At 49.3% G+C, this 17,355-nt stretch carries 15 protein-coding genes; 12 read left to right on the forward strand and 3 right to left on the reverse strand.

Annotated elements, in window-relative coordinates:
• The first annotated feature begins 733 nt into the window (after positions 1 to 733).
• A complete protein-coding gene (locus ACUVQO_RS10050) occupies positions 734 to 2,449 on the forward strand; it encodes a sugar-binding protein (protein ID WP_445925745.1) in 1,716 nt (571 codons plus the stop codon).
• A gap of 111 nt (positions 2,450 to 2,560) precedes the next feature.
• Positions 2,561 to 3,334 carry a hypothetical protein gene (locus tag ACUVQO_RS10055; RefSeq protein ID WP_445925746.1) on the forward strand — a complete coding sequence of 258 codons (774 nt, stop codon included), beginning with the start codon at positions 2,561 to 2,563 and terminating at the stop codon, positions 3,332 to 3,334.
• Between the two features lie 456 nt (positions 3,335 to 3,790).
• On the opposite strand, the gene ACUVQO_RS10060 is transcribed toward ACUVQO_RS10055, so the two are convergent.
• Complete coding sequence (locus tag ACUVQO_RS10060) at positions 3,791 to 6,601, reverse strand: CBS domain-containing protein (protein WP_445925757.1); 2,811 nt, start codon at positions 6,599 to 6,601, stop codon at positions 3,791 to 3,793.
• A gap of 259 nt (positions 6,602 to 6,860) precedes the next feature.
• Here ACUVQO_RS10060 and psbZ point away from each other — a divergent pair, with 259 nt between their 5' ends.
• The 3 genes from psbZ (at position 6,861) to mnmE (ending at position 9,212) form a co-directional block, all read left to right on the forward strand.
• Entirely contained in the window at positions 6,861 to 7,049 is a 189-nt protein-coding gene (gene psbZ / locus ACUVQO_RS10065) for a photosystem II reaction center protein PsbZ (protein ID WP_445925747.1), read from the forward strand.
• Between the two features lie 193 nt (positions 7,050 to 7,242).
• Entirely contained in the window at positions 7,243 to 7,821 is a 579-nt protein-coding gene (gene ribH / locus ACUVQO_RS10070) for a 6,7-dimethyl-8-ribityllumazine synthase (RefSeq protein WP_445925748.1), read from the forward strand.
• Entirely contained in the window at positions 7,821 to 9,212 is a 1,392-nt protein-coding gene (gene mnmE, locus ACUVQO_RS10075) for a tRNA uridine-5-carboxymethylaminomethyl(34) synthesis GTPase MnmE (RefSeq protein WP_445925749.1), read from the forward strand. Before ribH ends, mnmE begins: the two co-directional genes overlap by 1 nt.
• A gap of 88 nt (positions 9,213 to 9,300) precedes the next feature.
• On the opposite strand, the gene ACUVQO_RS10080 is transcribed toward mnmE, so the two are convergent.
• On the reverse strand, positions 9,301 to 9,717 hold the full coding sequence (locus ACUVQO_RS10080; RefSeq protein ID WP_445925750.1) for a hypothetical protein: 417 nt from the start codon (positions 9,715 to 9,717) through the stop codon (positions 9,301 to 9,303).
• Positions 9,718 to 10,095: 378 nt separating this feature from the next.
• On the opposite strand from ACUVQO_RS10080, the gene ACUVQO_RS10085 reads away from it, so the two are divergent.
• The 6 genes from ACUVQO_RS10085 to ACUVQO_RS10110 all read left to right on the forward strand — a co-directional run bounded on the left by ACUVQO_RS10085 (position 10,096) and on the right by ACUVQO_RS10110 (position 15,455).
• Entirely contained in the window at positions 10,096 to 11,235 is a 1,140-nt protein-coding gene (locus tag ACUVQO_RS10085; protein WP_445925751.1) for a citrate synthase, read from the forward strand.
• A gap of 343 nt (positions 11,236 to 11,578) precedes the next feature.
• Complete coding sequence (gene nuoH, locus ACUVQO_RS10090; RefSeq protein ID WP_445925752.1) at positions 11,579 to 12,697, forward strand: NADH-quinone oxidoreductase subunit NuoH; 1,119 nt, start codon at positions 11,579 to 11,581, stop codon at positions 12,695 to 12,697.
• Between the two features lie 35 nt (positions 12,698 to 12,732).
• Positions 12,733 to 13,317, forward strand: a complete 585-nt coding sequence (ndhI, locus tag ACUVQO_RS10095) for an NAD(P)H-quinone oxidoreductase subunit I (protein ID WP_445925758.1) — start codon at positions 12,733 to 12,735, stop codon at positions 13,315 to 13,317.
• 121 nt (positions 13,318 to 13,438) lie between these two features.
• Complete coding sequence (locus ACUVQO_RS10100) at positions 13,439 to 14,050, forward strand: NADH-quinone oxidoreductase subunit J (RefSeq protein WP_445925753.1); 612 nt, start codon at positions 13,439 to 13,441, stop codon at positions 14,048 to 14,050.
• A gap of 46 nt (positions 14,051 to 14,096) precedes the next feature.
• Positions 14,097 to 14,402, forward strand: coding sequence for an NADH-quinone oxidoreductase subunit NuoK (gene nuoK / locus ACUVQO_RS10105; RefSeq protein ID WP_233744316.1), 306 nt, complete (start codon positions 14,097 to 14,099; stop codon positions 14,400 to 14,402).
• Between the two features lie 132 nt (positions 14,403 to 14,534).
• Positions 14,535 to 15,455 (forward strand): NAD(+) kinase, encoded by a 921-nt coding sequence (locus tag ACUVQO_RS10110; protein ID WP_445925754.1) that lies wholly within the window; start codon positions 14,535 to 14,537, stop codon positions 15,453 to 15,455.
• 242 nt (positions 15,456 to 15,697) lie between these two features.
• Here the strand turns inward: ACUVQO_RS10110 and hpf are convergent, their stop codons facing one another.
• Positions 15,698 to 16,336 (reverse strand): ribosome hibernation-promoting factor, HPF/YfiA family, encoded by a 639-nt coding sequence (gene hpf, locus ACUVQO_RS10115; RefSeq protein WP_445925755.1) that lies wholly within the window; start codon positions 16,334 to 16,336, stop codon positions 15,698 to 15,700.
• Between the two features lie 256 nt (positions 16,337 to 16,592).
• Here hpf and lipB point away from each other — a divergent pair, with 256 nt between their 5' ends.
• Complete coding sequence (lipB, locus tag ACUVQO_RS10120; protein WP_445925756.1) at positions 16,593 to 17,354, forward strand: lipoyl(octanoyl) transferase LipB; 762 nt, start codon at positions 16,593 to 16,595, stop codon at positions 17,352 to 17,354.
• The last annotated feature ends 1 nt before the right edge of the window (position 17,355 follow it).

The following is a 17,355-nucleotide window of genomic DNA, read 5'->3' on the forward strand; positions in this document are numbered from 1 at the left end:
AATATAGCCGTGTGACGAGTTCCATCATCCAAACCCCTTAAATCATTAACTGCACTATTGTAGTGACCAGAATAGCGTGTAGATCAGTATTGATCATCTTGAACTTTCAGCCCAGTTTCGCCAGGTAATCGGTCATCATGGTTACAGCCCTAATCCGGATGAAACCATTTCCACCAACTTACTAGCTTCCGTCATCACCCTGGCGACTGAAGTCGCGGCTATACCGAGAAAACCTGCCGACGCAGATTACTGAAAACCTGGATTGTATTGAGTCTGCGTCGGCAGACAGCATATTGGGGTTCACACTGGTAGTAGCTTGGAATACCAAACGATCGCTTTGCATCCGTAAACTAATAACCTTTGCAGCCTAAAGAAACCAGACCTGGCTGTGGACACCTGGCCTAAAAGAATCCATTAAATAGCTGAAATTTTAAGAGCAGAAAGCTCATAGATTGATGGTATGAAACCCTGTATTTGACCATGTGGTTTGTTCTGAGTCATTGTATAAAGTCGCACCAACTGGTTGACAGGTATTAATTTATTGCTGCCTTCTTTGACGGCTAAAAGCAGCATTTGTCAATCCTGATCCTCACTCATCATCAGTAAACAATTAGGGACTATGCCGAACATCTACATGATTGGTAACAGCCTGACCGATCAGGTGCGTTACAGTGGTTTTCAAGCGCTTGCAGAAAGTCGGGGTAAGTCCCAGTCCCATATCTAGGGACGCAGCATGGTTCCCGGTGCACCCCTAGAATTTTTTGTTAATAATCCAACCACTGGATTTCAACAAGAACCCTTTGGCTATTATCAGAATGCCTTCTCCAACTATCAATGGGATGTGGTGACGTTACAACCTTACGATCGCCACCTGTATGACCAAGAACTCATGGGTGACATCGCAGCACTTGATCTCCTGCTGGCTCCCTTGCAAGCGGTCAGTCCCAATGTCCAAATCTATATTTATGCTCAATGGCCTCTCAACAATGGGCTGGATTGGGACACTCAATGGCTTCGTCCCTATACAGGGAGTTGGAACGGAACCTATCGCACCCAAGCCTACTACGAACTCCTCACCAATGAGCTTCATAGGGCTGAACCAAGCCTCAAAGTCCCACTGATGATTCCCGTGGGGCACGTCATGTATGCGCTGAACAAACAAATGAAAGCTGGTCTGGTGTCAGGTTACACCAGCATTAACCAACTCTATACCGATGAAACTCACTTGAATAATGTGGGTTCCTATCTAGTCGCCCTCACATTCTTTGCCACCATTTACCAGGAAAGCCCTCTGGGACTCCCCATCCCTCAGGAATACCAACCAGATCCTACTCGCTCCTATGACCAAGGACTATCAAGTGAACTGGCGGCTATTCTTCAAGATACGGTTTGGGATGTCGTTACCACTACCCCCCTTTCTGGCGTTTCGGCTATGGTGCCTCTGTCTATTCGGACTGTGGCTTTTCCTGAAGCCGTACAATCTCAACAATATTTGCAAAGCCTAGATCCAGTTGGCGGAGCAGGTTCCTACACTTGGCAAATCACTGACGGAACCCTACCCACAGGCTTAAATCTTAGCAATACTGGGGTTTTGAGTGGTATTCCAACAGGCACTGGAATCTTTAATTTCACAGCCCAAGTCAGCGATGCCAATGGAGCTACTTTTAGCAAACCCTTTAGTTTGGTGATTAACCCTGACACTGTTCCAGAGATCACTACTACAGTTCTGCCAGACAGTGCTCGTGGCAGTTTATATCAACACACCCTAACGGCCTTGAATGGAAATGGGTCTGTGACCTGGAAGTTGATCTCAGGAACCTTACCTGCAGGCATCAACCTCAATCTGCACAAGGATTCGGCCAATTTGTGGGATGACGACGCAATCGAAGTCTTTATTGATGCCAAACACGATCGACAAAGCGTCTTCAATAACGACGATCGACAACTGATCGTCCATATCAATGGCAATTTGTTTGAACAAGGAGGCCGCACTACTGGGGTCTTGCGTTCGGTTCAAATCACAGCTACTGGCTACACCGTTGAAATGGCCATTCCCTGGTCAAACTTAGGTCTAACTCCTACAGAAAATCTCACTATTGGCCTTGATATTGCGAATAACGATGATGACAATGGCGGCACCCGTGACAGCCAACTAACCTGGAATGATGTCAATGTACTTAATCTCTCACCCAGACAATTTGGCAACCTCATTCTCACTGGCAGAGAAGTTAAGGCAGAGCCTGTAAATTCCGGCCAATCGGGATCGGGTACTAGCAGCAACCAAGTGACTGTTACCTTTGAGAACCTAAGTCCAGGAAATTATGGCAACTCTGCCTACAATGACCCAAGTGGCTATACCTTTGCTGATGTAGCCCCCTTTGCCGACAACCTGCAAGTTTACAGCACGGGTAATGGGTTTCAGAGCAATGTGTTACATTCCACCAACTAGGGCCACACCATTCGGGTTAAAAAGACCGATGGCAGTAACTTTGATCTCGCATCCTTTGATTATGCCGCTAGCGTCTATGGTGATACCGTTGATGCCATAGTCACGGGCTATTTGGCTAATGGAACTACCCAAACCACCAATTTCATCACCTCTAGCAAACAGCTTCAAACCCTCAGTTTGAATTGGACGGACTTAACCCAGGTCGATATTGACTTTGCTGCTGGCACCAATGCAGCCTTCGGTGCCCTGGATAATTTTGTGTTTTGGGGTGCGCCAACGACTGAAAATCCTGGCCCCAGTCTGGCATTAATCACCTTTGACAATCTCAATGCAGGAAGTTATGGCAATAGTGCCTATCAGGATGCCAGTGGTTATACCTTTACCGATATGTTGCCTGCCGATCCCTTGCAGATTTACGGTACTAGCAATGGATTCCAAAGCAATGTGTTACATCCGAACAACTGGGGCCATGGGATTCGCGTAACAAAAACGGGAGGCGGCAGTTTTGATGTCCTTTCCTTTGACTATGCCAGCAGTGTTTATGGCGATATGGTTAATGCCACAGTGACTGGATACTTCACCGACGGGACGGCCCAAGTGACTAGCTTTGTCACCTCTAGTAAGCAACTGCAAACCCTGAGCTTAAATTGGATCGGAGTCACCCACATTGATATTGATTTTGCCGCAGGGAGCAATCCAGCCTTTGGAGCCTTAGATAATTTCCTGTTGCGAAGCAGTGCTGCAACTACTAATACGACAAGTTCTGGAGGAAGTACAGCTACCAACGATCGCTTGATAGGAGACCCTCGCTATGTAACTGATGACAATCCTCCCTGTCCTACCAGATCTTGCAGCTGTTGCCTTCACCCACTTTGCAAGTGTTAGGGGGGTGTAAGATGAATAATATTTTTCTCCCTGCATAGCTAACTTACAGTCAAACTTACAAACCAGTGCGGTGCAATTGAATGCTAGTACCAATCCTAACCAGTTAAGCTCAGTGGATCTGGAGTTGGCCAGTTTGATAGTGACATTTCCAGTCCTGCTGGTGCTTGCGATTTCCGGTTATCACAACTATCGCAGTCGTCTCCTCCGCTCCCAAATTCTCATGCTGGAAAGAATATGGCATCTGAAAATTCAGAAGCACCATTAAAATTTCTCCAGAAGTCGGGTTTCTCCCCCTCAGTCACCCTAGCGACTGAAGTCGCGGCCATACAGAGAAAGCCTGCCGACGCAGGTTGCTGGAAACCTTGATTTTATTGAGTCTGCATCAGCATACTTTGTCGGTGTAGTCGCAGTTTTAACCGCTGAATACTTCTAGCTGGCACCAGGGAAATCCGACTTCTAGAGAGGATATTTTTGTTGCAAAAATGTTTCTGCCTCCACCCGATCGCGAATCTGACCATCCACTGTAGCCGCCGTTAGAGCCTCCAAAATCTCCTTAAATTGCGGTCCCGGTCGATAGCCCAACGCTTTCAAATCCTGCCCATTAAAAGGAGCCTGCACCAGTGACCAGTCCATCAGGTATCGCCAGATCTGGCGACGGGTGGGGCGATCGCTACGAATCGCCAGCAGCACCAACATCGGCAGATCATAGGGCTGCAGCAACTGCACCACCTGACTGGGCCGAGTGCAGGTAGGCAGCTTTTGGGACAGTTTCTCCTGCACTGTTGCCAGTTGACTCAATCGTTTAATGCTGTCAGCGGGAAGCTGCATATTTTCTGCGATCGTGCCGCGATATTGGGGATCTACGTGAGCCAGAAGGGTCTCTAGCAGTAACAACCAGTCGGGATTCTGAATTTTGAATTTTGAATTTTGAATTTTGAACTCGAAGTGTTGTTGCTGATTTTGCCATTTCAGCCAGCGCTCGATGAGGCGCAGTTGCCGCCATAATTCTGGATTCGGTTCAAAAGTGGGATGGATACATTGCAGAGCACCTAAGTCAGCCAAATAATGTAGAGCGGCTTTCCAGTAGGGAGCCTGGAGAATGTATTTTAGTTCTGCTTTCAGGCGAGTTTGCAGAGCGGGGGCACGGAATTGGGAATCAGTCTGATCGTGAATTTGGCGATAGATGCCGCTGGCGATTGCATGGCGAATATAGCCTTCGGTTTGCTCATCAATCTGAAAATGCAGCCGCACAGCAAACCGTACTGCCCGAAAGATACGTGTCGGATCTTCAATGAAGCTATTCGCGTGCAGGACTCGGATCTGCTTGGATTGTAAATCCAGTACACCACCAAAAAAGTCCAGCAACTCCCCATGTCTGGGAGGAGTCAGGCGAATTGCCAGAGCATTAATTGTAAAATCCCGTCGATACAGGTCTTGCTGAATGGAGCTGGCTTCGACCTCCGGATTGGCCGCTGGATGGGGGTAAAACTCTGTTCGAGCAGTCGCAATATCAATCCACAAGGACTTGAATACTGGATCGTGATGCCACAACAGCGCTGCCGTTTGAAATTTGCCATGCACTTCCAATCGTGCTTCGGGATAGAGAGCTTGGAGCGCTCGGGCCAGTTCTACCCCCGCTCCCACATCTGCCGCCCGGTGAAAGCCATCCACCACCAGATCAATATCTTCGATCAGCAGCTGCTCTGCCTTGGCTCCCCCATTTTTCAGCGTCGTCATCAACAAATCCCGCACCGCTCCACCAACCAGGAAAAGTTGCCATCCCCGCGCCTCTGCAGCCTGAGCCGCCCTTGTCAATAACGTCCACTGGTCAGGAACAAGAGCCTGTTGCAGGAGCGGGAGTAGGAAGTAGGGAGTAGGCAGTCGGGATGCAGCCGTCTTCCCCAAGCCCCAAGCCCCAACAAGCCCCAAGCCCCGATCGCCATTCCCTACTCCGTCTTTATGCAACTGCCGCAACACATCCGTGCGGGTTACAATGCCAATCAGTTGCCCCTGATCAAGGACAGGCAAACGGCCAACATCATAAGTCACCATAATGGCTTCAATATCAGGAAGAGGGGTTTCTGGCGCGATCGTCTTCAGATTAGTGGTCATGTAGCCTTTCACGGGTGCATGGCTAAATCCATGATGTAAGGCAATATCCAGATCCCGACGGGAAATTACGCCCACCAATGTTCCAGCTTCATCCACCACAGATAGACCGGAGTGACCATATCTCAGCAGAATCCGTTGGGCTTCATCAATCGTGGTTTCCGGGCGAATAGTCCGCACTGGAGAGGACATCAGTTCTCGCGCCGTGGGAGGATGGGGAATTTGCGCTTTGAACTGGCTGACTAAATCTGCCAGTACCTCTTCTGCCTTCACATGATGCAGGTTAGCCGCTGCCGCACGGGGGTGGCCGCCGCCCCCAATCGGCTTGAATAATTCGTTGAGATCGGTACCTTCAATCCGCGATCGGCCAATCAGACTCACCGACCCATCCTCCTCCTCTTCGGTCGGCTTACGGGTATACTGAGCCGCCAGCAATAAAGCATCCACATCCGTTACTTCCATCAGCCGAGAAGTCAGACCAGACAGTCCGGGTGTGAAGCCATCTAGATCTAGTAATACCCAGGCGAGCGTATGCCCCTGAACCGTTTCGGTCTGCAGTCGATCCAACGCTACCGACAGCAGCAGCTGCAGTTCGGCAGGCAGTCCCGGATCCGTATACTCTCCAATCACTCGTAGGCTAGCTCCCTGCTCCATTAGCCAGGCCAGCGCTCTGGCATCTCGTGCCGTGGAATGATCAAAGGTGAGCGACCCAGTATCGACATGGATCCCTAACGCCATCACTGTCGCCTCGATTGGAGTCGGAATTATCCCCTGCTCCTGCAATGTTTCTACCACCATTGTGGTCACGGCCCCCACAGGCTCCACATGCCGCACCTTTGCCACAATATCCGAGTCCACATCGGTATGGTGATCATAAATCTCAACTTCTACCTGGGGCAGATCCAACCATTCCGCGCCTTTTCCCAAGCGCGATCGCAGTTGGGTATCCACAACGATCAGCGATCGCACTTTTTCGGGATTCACAGATCGGCGTTCAATCAGCGGATACTCATCCCGATGCAAGGCCAAAAACTCCCGCACCGCCGGATGCCCACCCCCAGTCAGCACAATTCTGGCCCCCGGATGCAGGCGGGCCAGCCCAACCGCGGCCCCCAGGGTATCGAAATCAGCAGTCGTGTGGCAGAGGATCAGATCCATAGACAAGCAGGAAACAGGAAAGGGAGGATGATTCTGGATTTACGATTTTGGAGTTTGGATTGGGCAAGCGTGGATAGTAAATCGTGGATAGTAGACAGCAGATAGTCAATAGCATCCCACCTACTCCCCCATCATCGTTATCTCGTCATCTCATTAGTCCAAAATCCAAAATCCAAAATCCAAAATGGGATCGATTTTCTGATAGGTTTATGGTTAACCCTACTTGCCTAAGTTTATTGCTCTAACGGGAGACGCGAACATGACTATCTTATTTCAGCTAGCCTTAGCCGCCCTGGTGATTTTATCTTTTGTGCTAGTTGTGGGAACCCCTGTGGCTCTGGCAACTCCTCAGAACTGGGATCAATCGCGACGCTTCATCTTCCTGGGATCCGGGGTTTGGGTCCTCCTCGTAATTGTGGTTGGTTTATTGAATTATCTGGTTGTTTAAGTCAATCACTTACTCTGAGCAGTGTCACCAAAGTCCGACTGGCGAACTGGGAATTTTTCTGAAAAGCAGCAACTGTTCTGGACTTGGACAAGGTTGAATTAGATACACTTGATAAGATCATTCCAATCCCGTGAGTCCTATAATCTCAGGATCGCGGGATTATTGTTTCGAGACGACTATTGTTGAGGCGACTATGGCAGTTTTTGAAGGCACCTTTACTCAAACGGAGTCGTTCCGGTTTGCGATCGTGATTGGCCGCTTCAACGATTTGGTCGTCGGCAAACTCCTGGAAGGGTGCCAGGATTGCCTCAAACGCCACGGAGTGGATATCAATCCCGAAGGCAATCAGGTAGATTACGTCTGGGTTCCTGGCAGCTTTGAAGTACCGATCGTCGCTCGTCAACTGGCCCTCTCAGGGCGCTACAACGCCATTATTTGCTTAGGTGCCGTCATCCGAGGACAAACGCCCCACTTTGATTATGTGGCGGCTGAAGTGTCCAAGGGCATTGCAGCGGCTGGCTTTCAAACCGGGGTGCCTGTCATTTTTGGTATTGTCACCACAGACACGATGCAACAGGCATTGGAACGAGCCGGAATTAAAAGCAATTTGGGTTGGAGCTATGCTATGAGTGCGCTAGAGATGGCCAGTCTGATGCATCAGGTAAAAGGCTTGGGCACTACCGACTCCTATGGCAATAACTCAGGCAGTGTATCGCCTACCTTACCGGGAACTACACTGAAAAGTGCTAACCCAGAGCTTTCTCCCGGATAATGACACTTTCAACTGATACGATCGCCGCGATCGCTACCGCCATCGTGCCAGAGCAGGGGAGTGTGGGCATTGTGCGAGTTTCCGGCCCGGAAGCGGTTGCGATCGCCCGCCAGTTATTTCATGCGCCCGGTCGGCAACCCTGGGAAAGTCATCGCATCCTCTACGGCACCATTCGCCATCCTGAAACCCGGCAGGTCATCGATGAAGCCCTGCTCTTGCTGATGCTGGCTCCCCGTTCCTACACCCGGGAAGATGTGGTGGAATTTCACTGTCACGGCGGCATTATGCCTGTCCAGCAAGTTCTGCAGCTATGTATTGCAGCCGGAGCGCGATTGGCGCAACCGGGCGAATTTAGTCTGCGTGCCTTTCTCAATGGACGCTTGGATTTAACTCAGGCTGAAAGTATTGCCGACTTAGTCAGTGCTCGATCGCCCCAGGCTGCTCAATTTGCGTTAGCAGGATTACAGGGCAAATTGGCTCAACCAATCCGCCACCTCCGTTCCACCTGTATTAACATCCTGGCCGAAATTGAAGCCCGAATTGATTTTGAAGAAGATTTGCCGCCCTTAGATGAAGCAGATATCACCCGCCAACTGCAAACAGTCTTAGAGGAAGTTAACCAAATTCTGGCTACAGCAGATCGCGGCGAATTACTGCGCACCGGATTAAAAGTTGCAATCGTCGGTCGTCCGAACGTCGGCAAATCTAGTCTGCTGAATGCCTGGAGCCGTAGCGATCGCGCCATTGTCACCGACCTTCCCGGCACCACCCGCGATGTCGTGGAATCTCATCTAGTGGTCGGTGGCATTCCCATTCAAGTACTGGATACCGCTGGCATTCGGGAAACTGCCGATCAGGTGGAAAAAATCGGGGTCGAGCGATCGCGTCTCGCTGCCCAAACCGCCGACCTCATCCTGCTCACCATCGATGCCCAAGCTGGTTGGACTCCTGCTGACCAGGACATCTACGATCAGGTTCGCGATCGCCCCCTGATTCTGGTCGTCAACAAAATCGATCTGGTAACTGCAGAAACAACAGATCAATTCAACATTCAAAATTTAAAACTCAAAATTCCTCTTACTGTTTCCACTGCTGCCGCTCTCAACCAGGGCATTGATGCTTTAGAAGCCGCTATCCTGGACACCGTACAAGCAGGGAAGTTGCAGGCTGCGAATCTGGATCTGGCGATTAATCAACGGCAGGCAGCAGCCCTGAGCCAAGCTCAACAATCCCTACAACAGGTGCAAAGGACGATCGCCAACCAACTGCCGCTGGACTTCTGGACAATCGATTTACGGAGTGCCATTCAATCCCTCGGCCAGATTCTCGGTGAAGAAGCCACCGAATCGATATTAGATCAGGTCTTCAGCCGATTTTGCATTGGCAAGTAAAACAGAAGATCACATCAAACTTCTGAATCTTGAGATGCAAGACAATTGCTCAACTCAAAACTTAAACCTTAAAACTCAAAACCGACTGCTAACTGGCATTTTTGCTCAGAAATGGCTCTAACCAGGGCTGGAATTGGTCGCGGCGAAAGACCTGTGCCCGATGGCGATAATCAAAGCGAACCAGACTGGGTAATCCATGTTTATGCACACAATCTCGTAACCAGGAGGCTACTCCCTGCCCATTCTCGGCTGCCATCTCTGCCTGAAATGGCCCATACATCAGAACTAATGTGCTGTGGGTTTTTAAGGGTGCGTCTTGCTCAATTAAATTCGTGAGAAAGGTGGCAGTAGAGCTAGAAGAATCCTGGTTGCGAAGCTCAGACCAGGCTGGATTGCGTCGTTCCCGATGGGTAGCTTCAGAATTTCGCCGAGTTTTGGCAGATTGAGAATTTGACTTGGAACTGGGAGTGGACTGCGATCGCCGACGAACGCGCTGTTGGGTCATAAAACACCTAAGAAAAAAGAACAATCAGCCACGCGCTTCTCCTCCTGGCAATGTGCCGATACCAAAGAGAAATTCGCTGACTGAAAATTGTGAACAATGAGAATCCTTTAGATTTAAAAATCCTTCTAGCTAAATAGTAACCATATTTCACAAAGGCGACAATCTCTTTCCTGAAACCGCCCTGGAAACCTCCAATCTACATCCGGCAAGCAGGCTTTCTTCACAAAAGAAAGCAATTTCAGGGACAGAATCTGAAGACAGTAAGGAGGTTTTGCCTGGATCCTGTGGTTAGAGATTTATGATCTAAAGATACAGATTGATCAATCTCTTTCAAGATAGCTTGGTTGACATTCTTCGAGAGCAGTTTCGGTAAGAACCATGACAGTTTGCGAATATCGGGCGGGTTTAGAAGGCATTCCTGCAACTCAATCCAGCATCAGTTTTGTCGATGGACAGCGGGGTCTCCTCGAGTATCGTGGCATTTCCGTCGAAGAGCTGGCTAAAAAGAGTACTTTCCTTGAAACTTCCTACCTGTTAATTTGGGGCGAACTCCCCAAAAAGGAAGAACTTGAACAATTTGAGTACGAGATCTGCCACCATCGACGATTGAAATACAGGATCCGGGACATGATGAAATGCTTTCCCGAAGGCGGACATCCAATGGATGCTCTGCAAGCCTGCGCTGCCGCACTAGGGCTGTTTTACTCCCGTCGCGCTCTGGACGATCCGGCTTACATTCGGGCTGCTGTTGTCCGATTGTTGGCCAAAATCCCCACAATAGTAGCAGCATTTCAACTGATGCGGAAAGGCAACGACCCCATCCAGCCCCGCGATGACCTAGACTATTCCGCCAATTTTCTATATATGCTGACGGAGACAGAACCGGATCCGTTTGCGGCTCACGTTTTCGATGTGTGCCTGACACTACACGCAGAACACACCATTAATGCATCTACTTTCTCAGCCCTAGTGACGGCTTCCACTCTGACTGATCCTTATGCCGTAGTCGCCTCAGCCGTTGGCACGCTGGCAGGGCCCTTGCATGGAGGAGCCAATGAAGAAGTGATTACGATGCTGGAAGACGAAATTGGAACGATCGAAAATGTTCGACCCTACGTTGAGCATTGTATTGAGAAGAAAGCCAAAATTATGGGCTTTGGACACCGAGTTTACAAAGTCAAAGATCCGCGTGCCACGATTCTGCAGCAGTTGGCCGAGCAACTGTTTGAAAAATACGGTGAAGATAAATTCTACGACATCGCAGTAGAACTGGAGCGGGTGGTTCAGGAAAAACTAGGCCACAAAGGCATTTACGCCAACGTCGATTTTTATTCTGGCCTGGTATATCGAAAACTCGGCATTCCCACAGATCTATTTACTCCTGTCTTTGCCATTTCTCGGACGGCTGGGTGGCTGGCCCACTGGAAAGAGCAACTGGAGGAAAACCGGATCTTCCGTCCAACCCAGATCTACACAGGCACCCACGGGAATCCCTATATTCCCATGGAAAAACGTTAAGGATCCAGCAGGTGATGGGTGACAGCCCTCTTGCCGTTTAGTCAGGGGCTTGTCAGCATGATTAGAGTGAAGATTTTCAGGAACTCCAACCCTCAGACAGCTTTGCCCTGGGGGTTTCTTTCTTTAGAAGCACACAAAAGCCTCAGGCCTCCAGAAAAAAGAACTCGAACAGTAGGATAATAACGGGGGAGAAATTAAGGAGATCGCTTTCCTTTGCTATTGCTATTTTCCTATCAGAATTTAACAGCGAATTGTAATTGCTCTATATCTCTCATTACTTGATTAAATCCTGTGAACTTTTACTAAGGTGTATACTTGAGGACGCAAGTGCCCTGGGAATAACATGGATCAAGGAATTGACTTACAGCAAACATTTATTCAGTCCCTGACCGAATTGGGATTACCCGCAGGTGCAGCGAAGGCCATCTGGATGCCGTTGCCCATGCTTCTGATGATTATTGGCGCAACGGTTGGAGTTCTGGTCACGGTCTGGCTGGAACGCAAGATCTCAGCGGCTGCACAACAACGAATTGGTCCAGAATACATTGGGCCTTTGGGTGTTTTAGCCCCTGTTGCCGATGGGTTAAAGCTCATCTTTAAAGAAGATACGGTGCCTGCTAAGGCTGACCCCCTGTTATTCACCCTGGGGCCAGTGATTGTGGTGATTCCGGTCTTTCTGTCTTACCTGATTGTTCCGTTTGGGCAGAATCTGGTGGTAACTGATGTTGGCATGGGTGTATTCCTGTGGATTGCCCTATCCAGCGTGGTTCCCATTGGGTTGCTGATGTCTGGTTATGCTTCTAACAATAAATACTCTCTACTCGGTGGCTTGCGGGCTGCTGCTCAGTCGATCAGCTATGAAATTCCGCTGGCTCTGGCAGTGTTGGCCGTGGCGATGATGTCTAATTCTCTAAGCACGATCGAGATTGTGAATCAGCAATCCGGCTATGGCATTTTGGGCTGGAATGTCTGGCGGCAACCTGTCGGCTTTGTCATCTTCTGGATTGCCGCCCTAGCTGAGTGTGAGCGAATTCCCTTCGACTTGCCAGAGGCAGAAGAAGAATTAGTGGCAGGATATCAAACCGAATACTCCGGGATGAAGTTCGCGCTCTTCTACTTAGGGTCTTACGTCAATCTGGTACTGTCGGCACTGCTAGTCTCAGTGCTTTACCTGGGTGGATGGGAGTCGCCATTGCCAATTTCTCTGCTGGCTAACTTGCTAGGAGTGAGTGAAACCAGTTCCTGGCTGGAAATTATTGATGCGTCTCTGGGAATTACAATGACGTTGCTGAAAGCTTACTTCCTGGTCTTCCTGGCTGTGTTAATGCGCTGGACAGTTCCCCGCGTGCGAATTGACCAATTGTTAGACTTAGGCTGGAAGTTCCTTCTGCCCATTTCTTTGGTTAACCTGTTGTTGACAGCAGCTCTCAAAATTGCTTTCCCAGTCGCTTTCGGTGGCTAATCCTTCTCAACTTTCAACTCCGGAAAAGGCTTATGCTGAAATTTCTCAAGCAGGTCGGTGATTATGCCAAGGAGACAGTGCAGGCGGCCAAGTATATTGGCCAAGGGCTGTCCGTTACCTTCGACCACATGCAACGTCGCCCCGTAACTGTGCAATATCCCTACGAAAAACTGATTCCATCCGAGCGGTTCCGAGGACGGATTCACTTCGAGTTTGACAAATGCATTTCCTGTGAAGTATGCGTCCGGGTCTGCCCGATCAATTTGCCTGTCGTGGATTGGGAATTTAATACTGCAACCAAGAAAAAACAACTCAAGCACTATAGCATCGATTTTGGAGTCTGTATCTTCTGCGGCAACTGCGTGGAGTTCTGTCCCACCAATTGTCTGTCAATGACGGAAGAATACGAACTGTCTACCTACGATCGCCACGAGTTGAACTTTGATAACGTAGCGCTGGGCCGTCTTCCTTACAAAGTCACCAATGATCCCATGGTGACTCCCCTTCGAGAACTAGCTTACCTACCCAAAGGCGTGCTCGATCCCCACGATCTCCCTGCTGATGCTCAGCGTGCTGGGTCACGTCCAGAGGAAATTTTGGAGCAAGAAGCCAAAAATTAGTTGGAGTGAACAGTGAAGAGTGAGAAGTGAAGAACTTAATAAAGAGCAGATCTTCATTCCTTTCATTCTTTACTTTTAACTCTTCACCCATGCCTTTTGAAACTATGGAGACTTAGGAACTGTGAACTTAGCGGAAGGGGTTCAGACTGTATCATTTGCTTTGCTGTCTCTCAGCGTGCTAGGCGCGGCATTAGGTGTTGTTTCATTAAATAATGTCGTTTACTCAGCCTTTCTTCTAGGCGGAACCTTTGTCAGTATTGCCGGACTGTATTTGTTGCTGAATGCTGATTTTGTTGCCACAGCTCAGGTGTTGATCTATGTCGGTGCGGTGAACGTGCTGATCCTATTTGCGATCATGCTGGTGAATAAGCGACAGGACTTTGTCCCCTTACCAAATTCCTGGATTCGTAAGGCGGCGACGGCGATCGTCTGTACCGGTTTGTTTGCCCTCTTAGCCACCATGGTTCTGAGTACTCCCTGGCATATTTCAACAGTGGCAGCAGCCGGGAATGAAGCAATTGTGGTGATTGGTAAACATTTCTTCAGCGATTTCCTATTGCCGTTTGAAATTGCGTCAGTTCTGTTGCTGATGGCTCTAGTTGGTGCTGTGATTCTGGCACGTCGGGAGTTTATTCCTGAGGAATTTGCTGCTGAAGCAGAACAGCCATTGTTGACTCTGCCAGAGCGTCCTCGTGAACTAGTTTCCAGTGGGTCAGGAAACACTCCTACCTAGTTAGTTATTTCTTCACCAATTTAGCCATTACCCGCAGTTAAAACTCATGCAACTTCAGTATTTTCTCATCCTGGCAGCCGCTCTCTTCTGTATTGGCGTTTATGGGCTGATTAATAGCCGCAATGCCGTGCGAGTTTTGATGTCTGTGGAATTGATGTTGAATGCCGTGAACTTGAACCTGATGGCGTTCTCGAACTACTTAGACCCTAAAGACATCAAAGGTCAGGTGTTCACCGTATTTGTAATTGCGATCGCAGCTGCAGAAGCTGCCGTTGGGTTGGCGATTGTTCTGGCAATTTACCGGAATCGGGACACTGTGGATATGGAGCAATTCAATTTGCTCAAGTGGTAGTTAGGGCGAGGTCGTCCTTTGTCTTTTTTTCATCTGCTATTCACAGATGAGAGATGGCGAATGACTTTTTTAGGCGTGGATAGTTGTTAGTTGCTAGGCTACTAACAACTATCCATTCATCATCTTTAGAGTGTGCAACTGAAGCAAGTCATTATTGCCCACAAGGCAGATGATCTGATCAGCAAGCGTTGGGCCGAGCAATGCGCTCAACAGTTGCAGAAACGTGGCTGCCGAGTCCTGATGGGACCAACGGGGGTAAAAGATAACCCCTACCCGGTGTTCCTGGCCTCTGTCAGTCAGTCGATCGATCTGGCAGTTGTGCTGGGTGGAGATGGAGCCGCGCTGACTGCTGCCCGTCACTTATCTGAGGCTCACATTCCCATCCTGGCGGTAAATGCAGGCGGACATTTGGGCTTTCTCACGGAACCGCTGGAAACCTTCACAAATTCGGAGCAGGTCTGGGATCGGTTGCTGGAAGACCGATATGCCGTACAACGACGCATGATGCTGCAAGCGGCGCTGTTTGAAGGAAATCGCACCAACCTGGAGCCCATGAGCGATCGCTACCTGGCACTGAACGAAATGTGTGTCAAACCTGGCTCGGCTGATCGCATGTTGACTTCTATCCTGGAAATGGAAATTGATGGCGAAGTAGTCGATCAATATCAGGGCGACGGGTTATTAGTCGCAACGCCCACAGGTTCTACCTGCTATACTGTCGCTGCAAACGGGCCAATCATCCATCCCGGCATGGATGCGATCGCCATTACCCCCATTTGTCCCTTGAGTCTTTCCAGTCGCCCAATTGTAATTCCCTCCGGTTCTGTCGTTAGCATCTGGCCACTGGCTGATCGGGAACTGACCACCAAACTGTGGATGGATGGGGTACTGGCGACAGCAATTTGGCCAGGACAGCGGGTAGATATCCGCATGGCCGAGTGTCAGGCCCAGTTCATTATTCTGCGGGAAAACTATTCTTACTATCAAACCTTACAAGAAAAACTCCAGTGGGCGGGAGCGCGAATCCGTTACAACAACAATCACCGCAATTGATCAGGACAGGGAAAAAGGAGATGCGGGGACTCATGCCCAACGAGTCAATCTTGAAGGCGCCGGAACTAGTTGCCGAGCGATGTACGCAGTCGTGGTTGAAGTCGGATTAAATCCCAGCTTTTCCGCAAAAGCTATCAAAAAGCCCCAGCGACGAGCATCACAAGTCTTGATCGTCATTGGGGCTATCCAAGTAATCAGGAAAATATAGACACAGAGGCCAGTTCAATTCTCAGAAGCCTAAGTTAGCCCGGAGTTGAGGGAACCTCCGTGGGAGCATGAGCCATCTTGCCATTTTTGGCATTGGTATGACCATTGCCATTCCGGGGCTGAATTACGCCATAGCCACCGTGATTCCGTTCATACACAACGTTGATTTCCCCGGTTTCAGCATTGCGGAACACATAGAAGTCGTGATCGACCAATTCCAGATGTTCCAGGGCTTCCTGTACTGACATCGGGGGCATAGCAAAGTACTTGGTGCGAACAACCTGAGCAGGTAACTCTGGGGTACGATCTTGCAATAGATCCGTAACAACAGGTTGATCACTAAGAGCTTCAGCCATTTTTGTGGGAGTGTGTTTGGCAGACCGTTTCTCCTTGTACTTGCGCAGTTGGCGAGAAATCTTATCCGCAACCAGATCAATACTGGCGTACAGGTTCTCGCTACCTTCCTCGGCTCGAACAACAGCACCATTTAAATACATCGTCACTTCGGCAATTTGTCGGGAGTTCACGCGGGGGTTCCGGACGACGGACAGATGCACATCAACTTCTGTAATCAGGTTTTGAAAGTGGCTCACCGCCTTCTCAATTTTTTGATTGACATATTCACGAATTGCATCGGTAATTTCAATATTTTTGCCCTGAATTACAAGCTTCATGGAGCTTCCTCCCCTAAAAACGGGTTTAACTTTACCCTCATCGGGTCTTAACTTCACCCTAGCACTTTGTATTGTGACAAACAGACCCCTTTAAAATGTTTTGCATGGCTTGATAATTCTTGATTTGAGAAAGGGCAAATTCAGCCAAATTTCCGTCTGATCCCCCTTGATTCTTCGGGCATTTTGCAGGACTTTAAATAATTGGGGCTAAATTTACTCTGAAAAAATTGATAGTTCAGCAATTCCTCATTCTCTTTTGCTGCATACTCTTGAAATGGGTGATTTTGCCAATCGGTCTGTGCAAGATTTTAATTCTTTTTTAAGCTTTTCAGGGTATCGTCGTTGCCAGGTACTCAACTTTGGAGTCGTCCCTTATCAAGAAGCATTAGAATGGCAACGATCGCACGTCGCAAGACGCAAACTCGATCCCACATTAGAAGATACGTTGTTGTTATTGGAACACCCGCCAGTCTACACCTTGGGCCAGGGCTCCGATACCCGGTTTCTCAAGTTTGACCCAGCTTGCTCACCAGTGGAAGTGGTGCGAATTGAGCGGGGTGGCGAAGTCACTTATCATTGTCCCGGCCAACTGGTGGGCTATCCTATCTTAAACTTGCTTCACTATCAGAAAGACCTGCACTGGTATCTGCGCCAGTTAGAGGAAGTGATCATTCGCGTTTTGGCCGAGTATCACCTGGAGGGAACTCGCATTTCAGGCTTAACTGGCGTCTGGGTAGAGGGGTATAAGGTGGCCGCGATCGGCATTAAGGTCAGCCGCTGGATTACCATGCACGGATTCGCTCTCAATGTCTGCCCGGACTTGAGTGGCTTTCAGGAGATCGTGCCCTGTGGGATCAGCGATCGACCCGTTGGTAGCCTGACGCAGTTTGTTCCGGAAATTCAGATGAGTCAGGTGCGGCAACAGGTAGCGATCGCCTTTGCAGATGTATTTCAGGTGCAGTTGATTGAACGAAATCAGCCTGCACTCCCCCATCCTCGCGTAGCAGGTGGGGGTTAAG

This window comes from Leptodesmis sp., assembly GCF_052746595.1.

Bases quoted from the DNA above. Each gene is read 5' to 3' on its own strand.
- hpf (WP_445925755.1), bottom strand. From the start codon at position 16,336: ATGAAGCTTGTAATTCAGGGCAAAAATATTGAAATTACCGATGCAATT.
- psbZ (WP_445925747.1), top strand. From the start codon at position 6,861: ATGACTATCTTATTTCAGCTAGCCTTAGCCGCCCTGGTGATTTTATCT.
- ACUVQO_RS10060 (WP_445925757.1), bottom strand. From the start codon at position 6,601: ATGGATCTGATCCTCTGCCACACGACTGCTGATTTCGATACCCTGGGG.
- ACUVQO_RS10080 (WP_445925750.1), bottom strand. From the start codon at position 9,717: ATGACCCAACAGCGCGTTCGTCGGCGATCGCAGTCCACTCCCAGTTCC.
- mnmE (WP_445925749.1), top strand. From the start codon at position 7,821: ATGACACTTTCAACTGATACGATCGCCGCGATCGCTACCGCCATCGTG.
- ribH (WP_445925748.1), top strand. From the start codon at position 7,243: ATGGCAGTTTTTGAAGGCACCTTTACTCAAACGGAGTCGTTCCGGTTT.
- ACUVQO_RS10050 (WP_445925745.1), top strand. From the start codon at position 734: ATGGTTCCCGGTGCACCCCTAGAATTTTTTGTTAATAATCCAACCACT.
- nuoK (WP_233744316.1), top strand. From the start codon at position 14,097: ATGCAACTTCAGTATTTTCTCATCCTGGCAGCCGCTCTCTTCTGTATT.
- ACUVQO_RS10085 (WP_445925751.1), top strand. From the start codon at position 10,096: ATGACAGTTTGCGAATATCGGGCGGGTTTAGAAGGCATTCCTGCAACT.
- nuoH (WP_445925752.1), top strand. From the start codon at position 11,579: ATGGATCAAGGAATTGACTTACAGCAAACATTTATTCAGTCCCTGACC.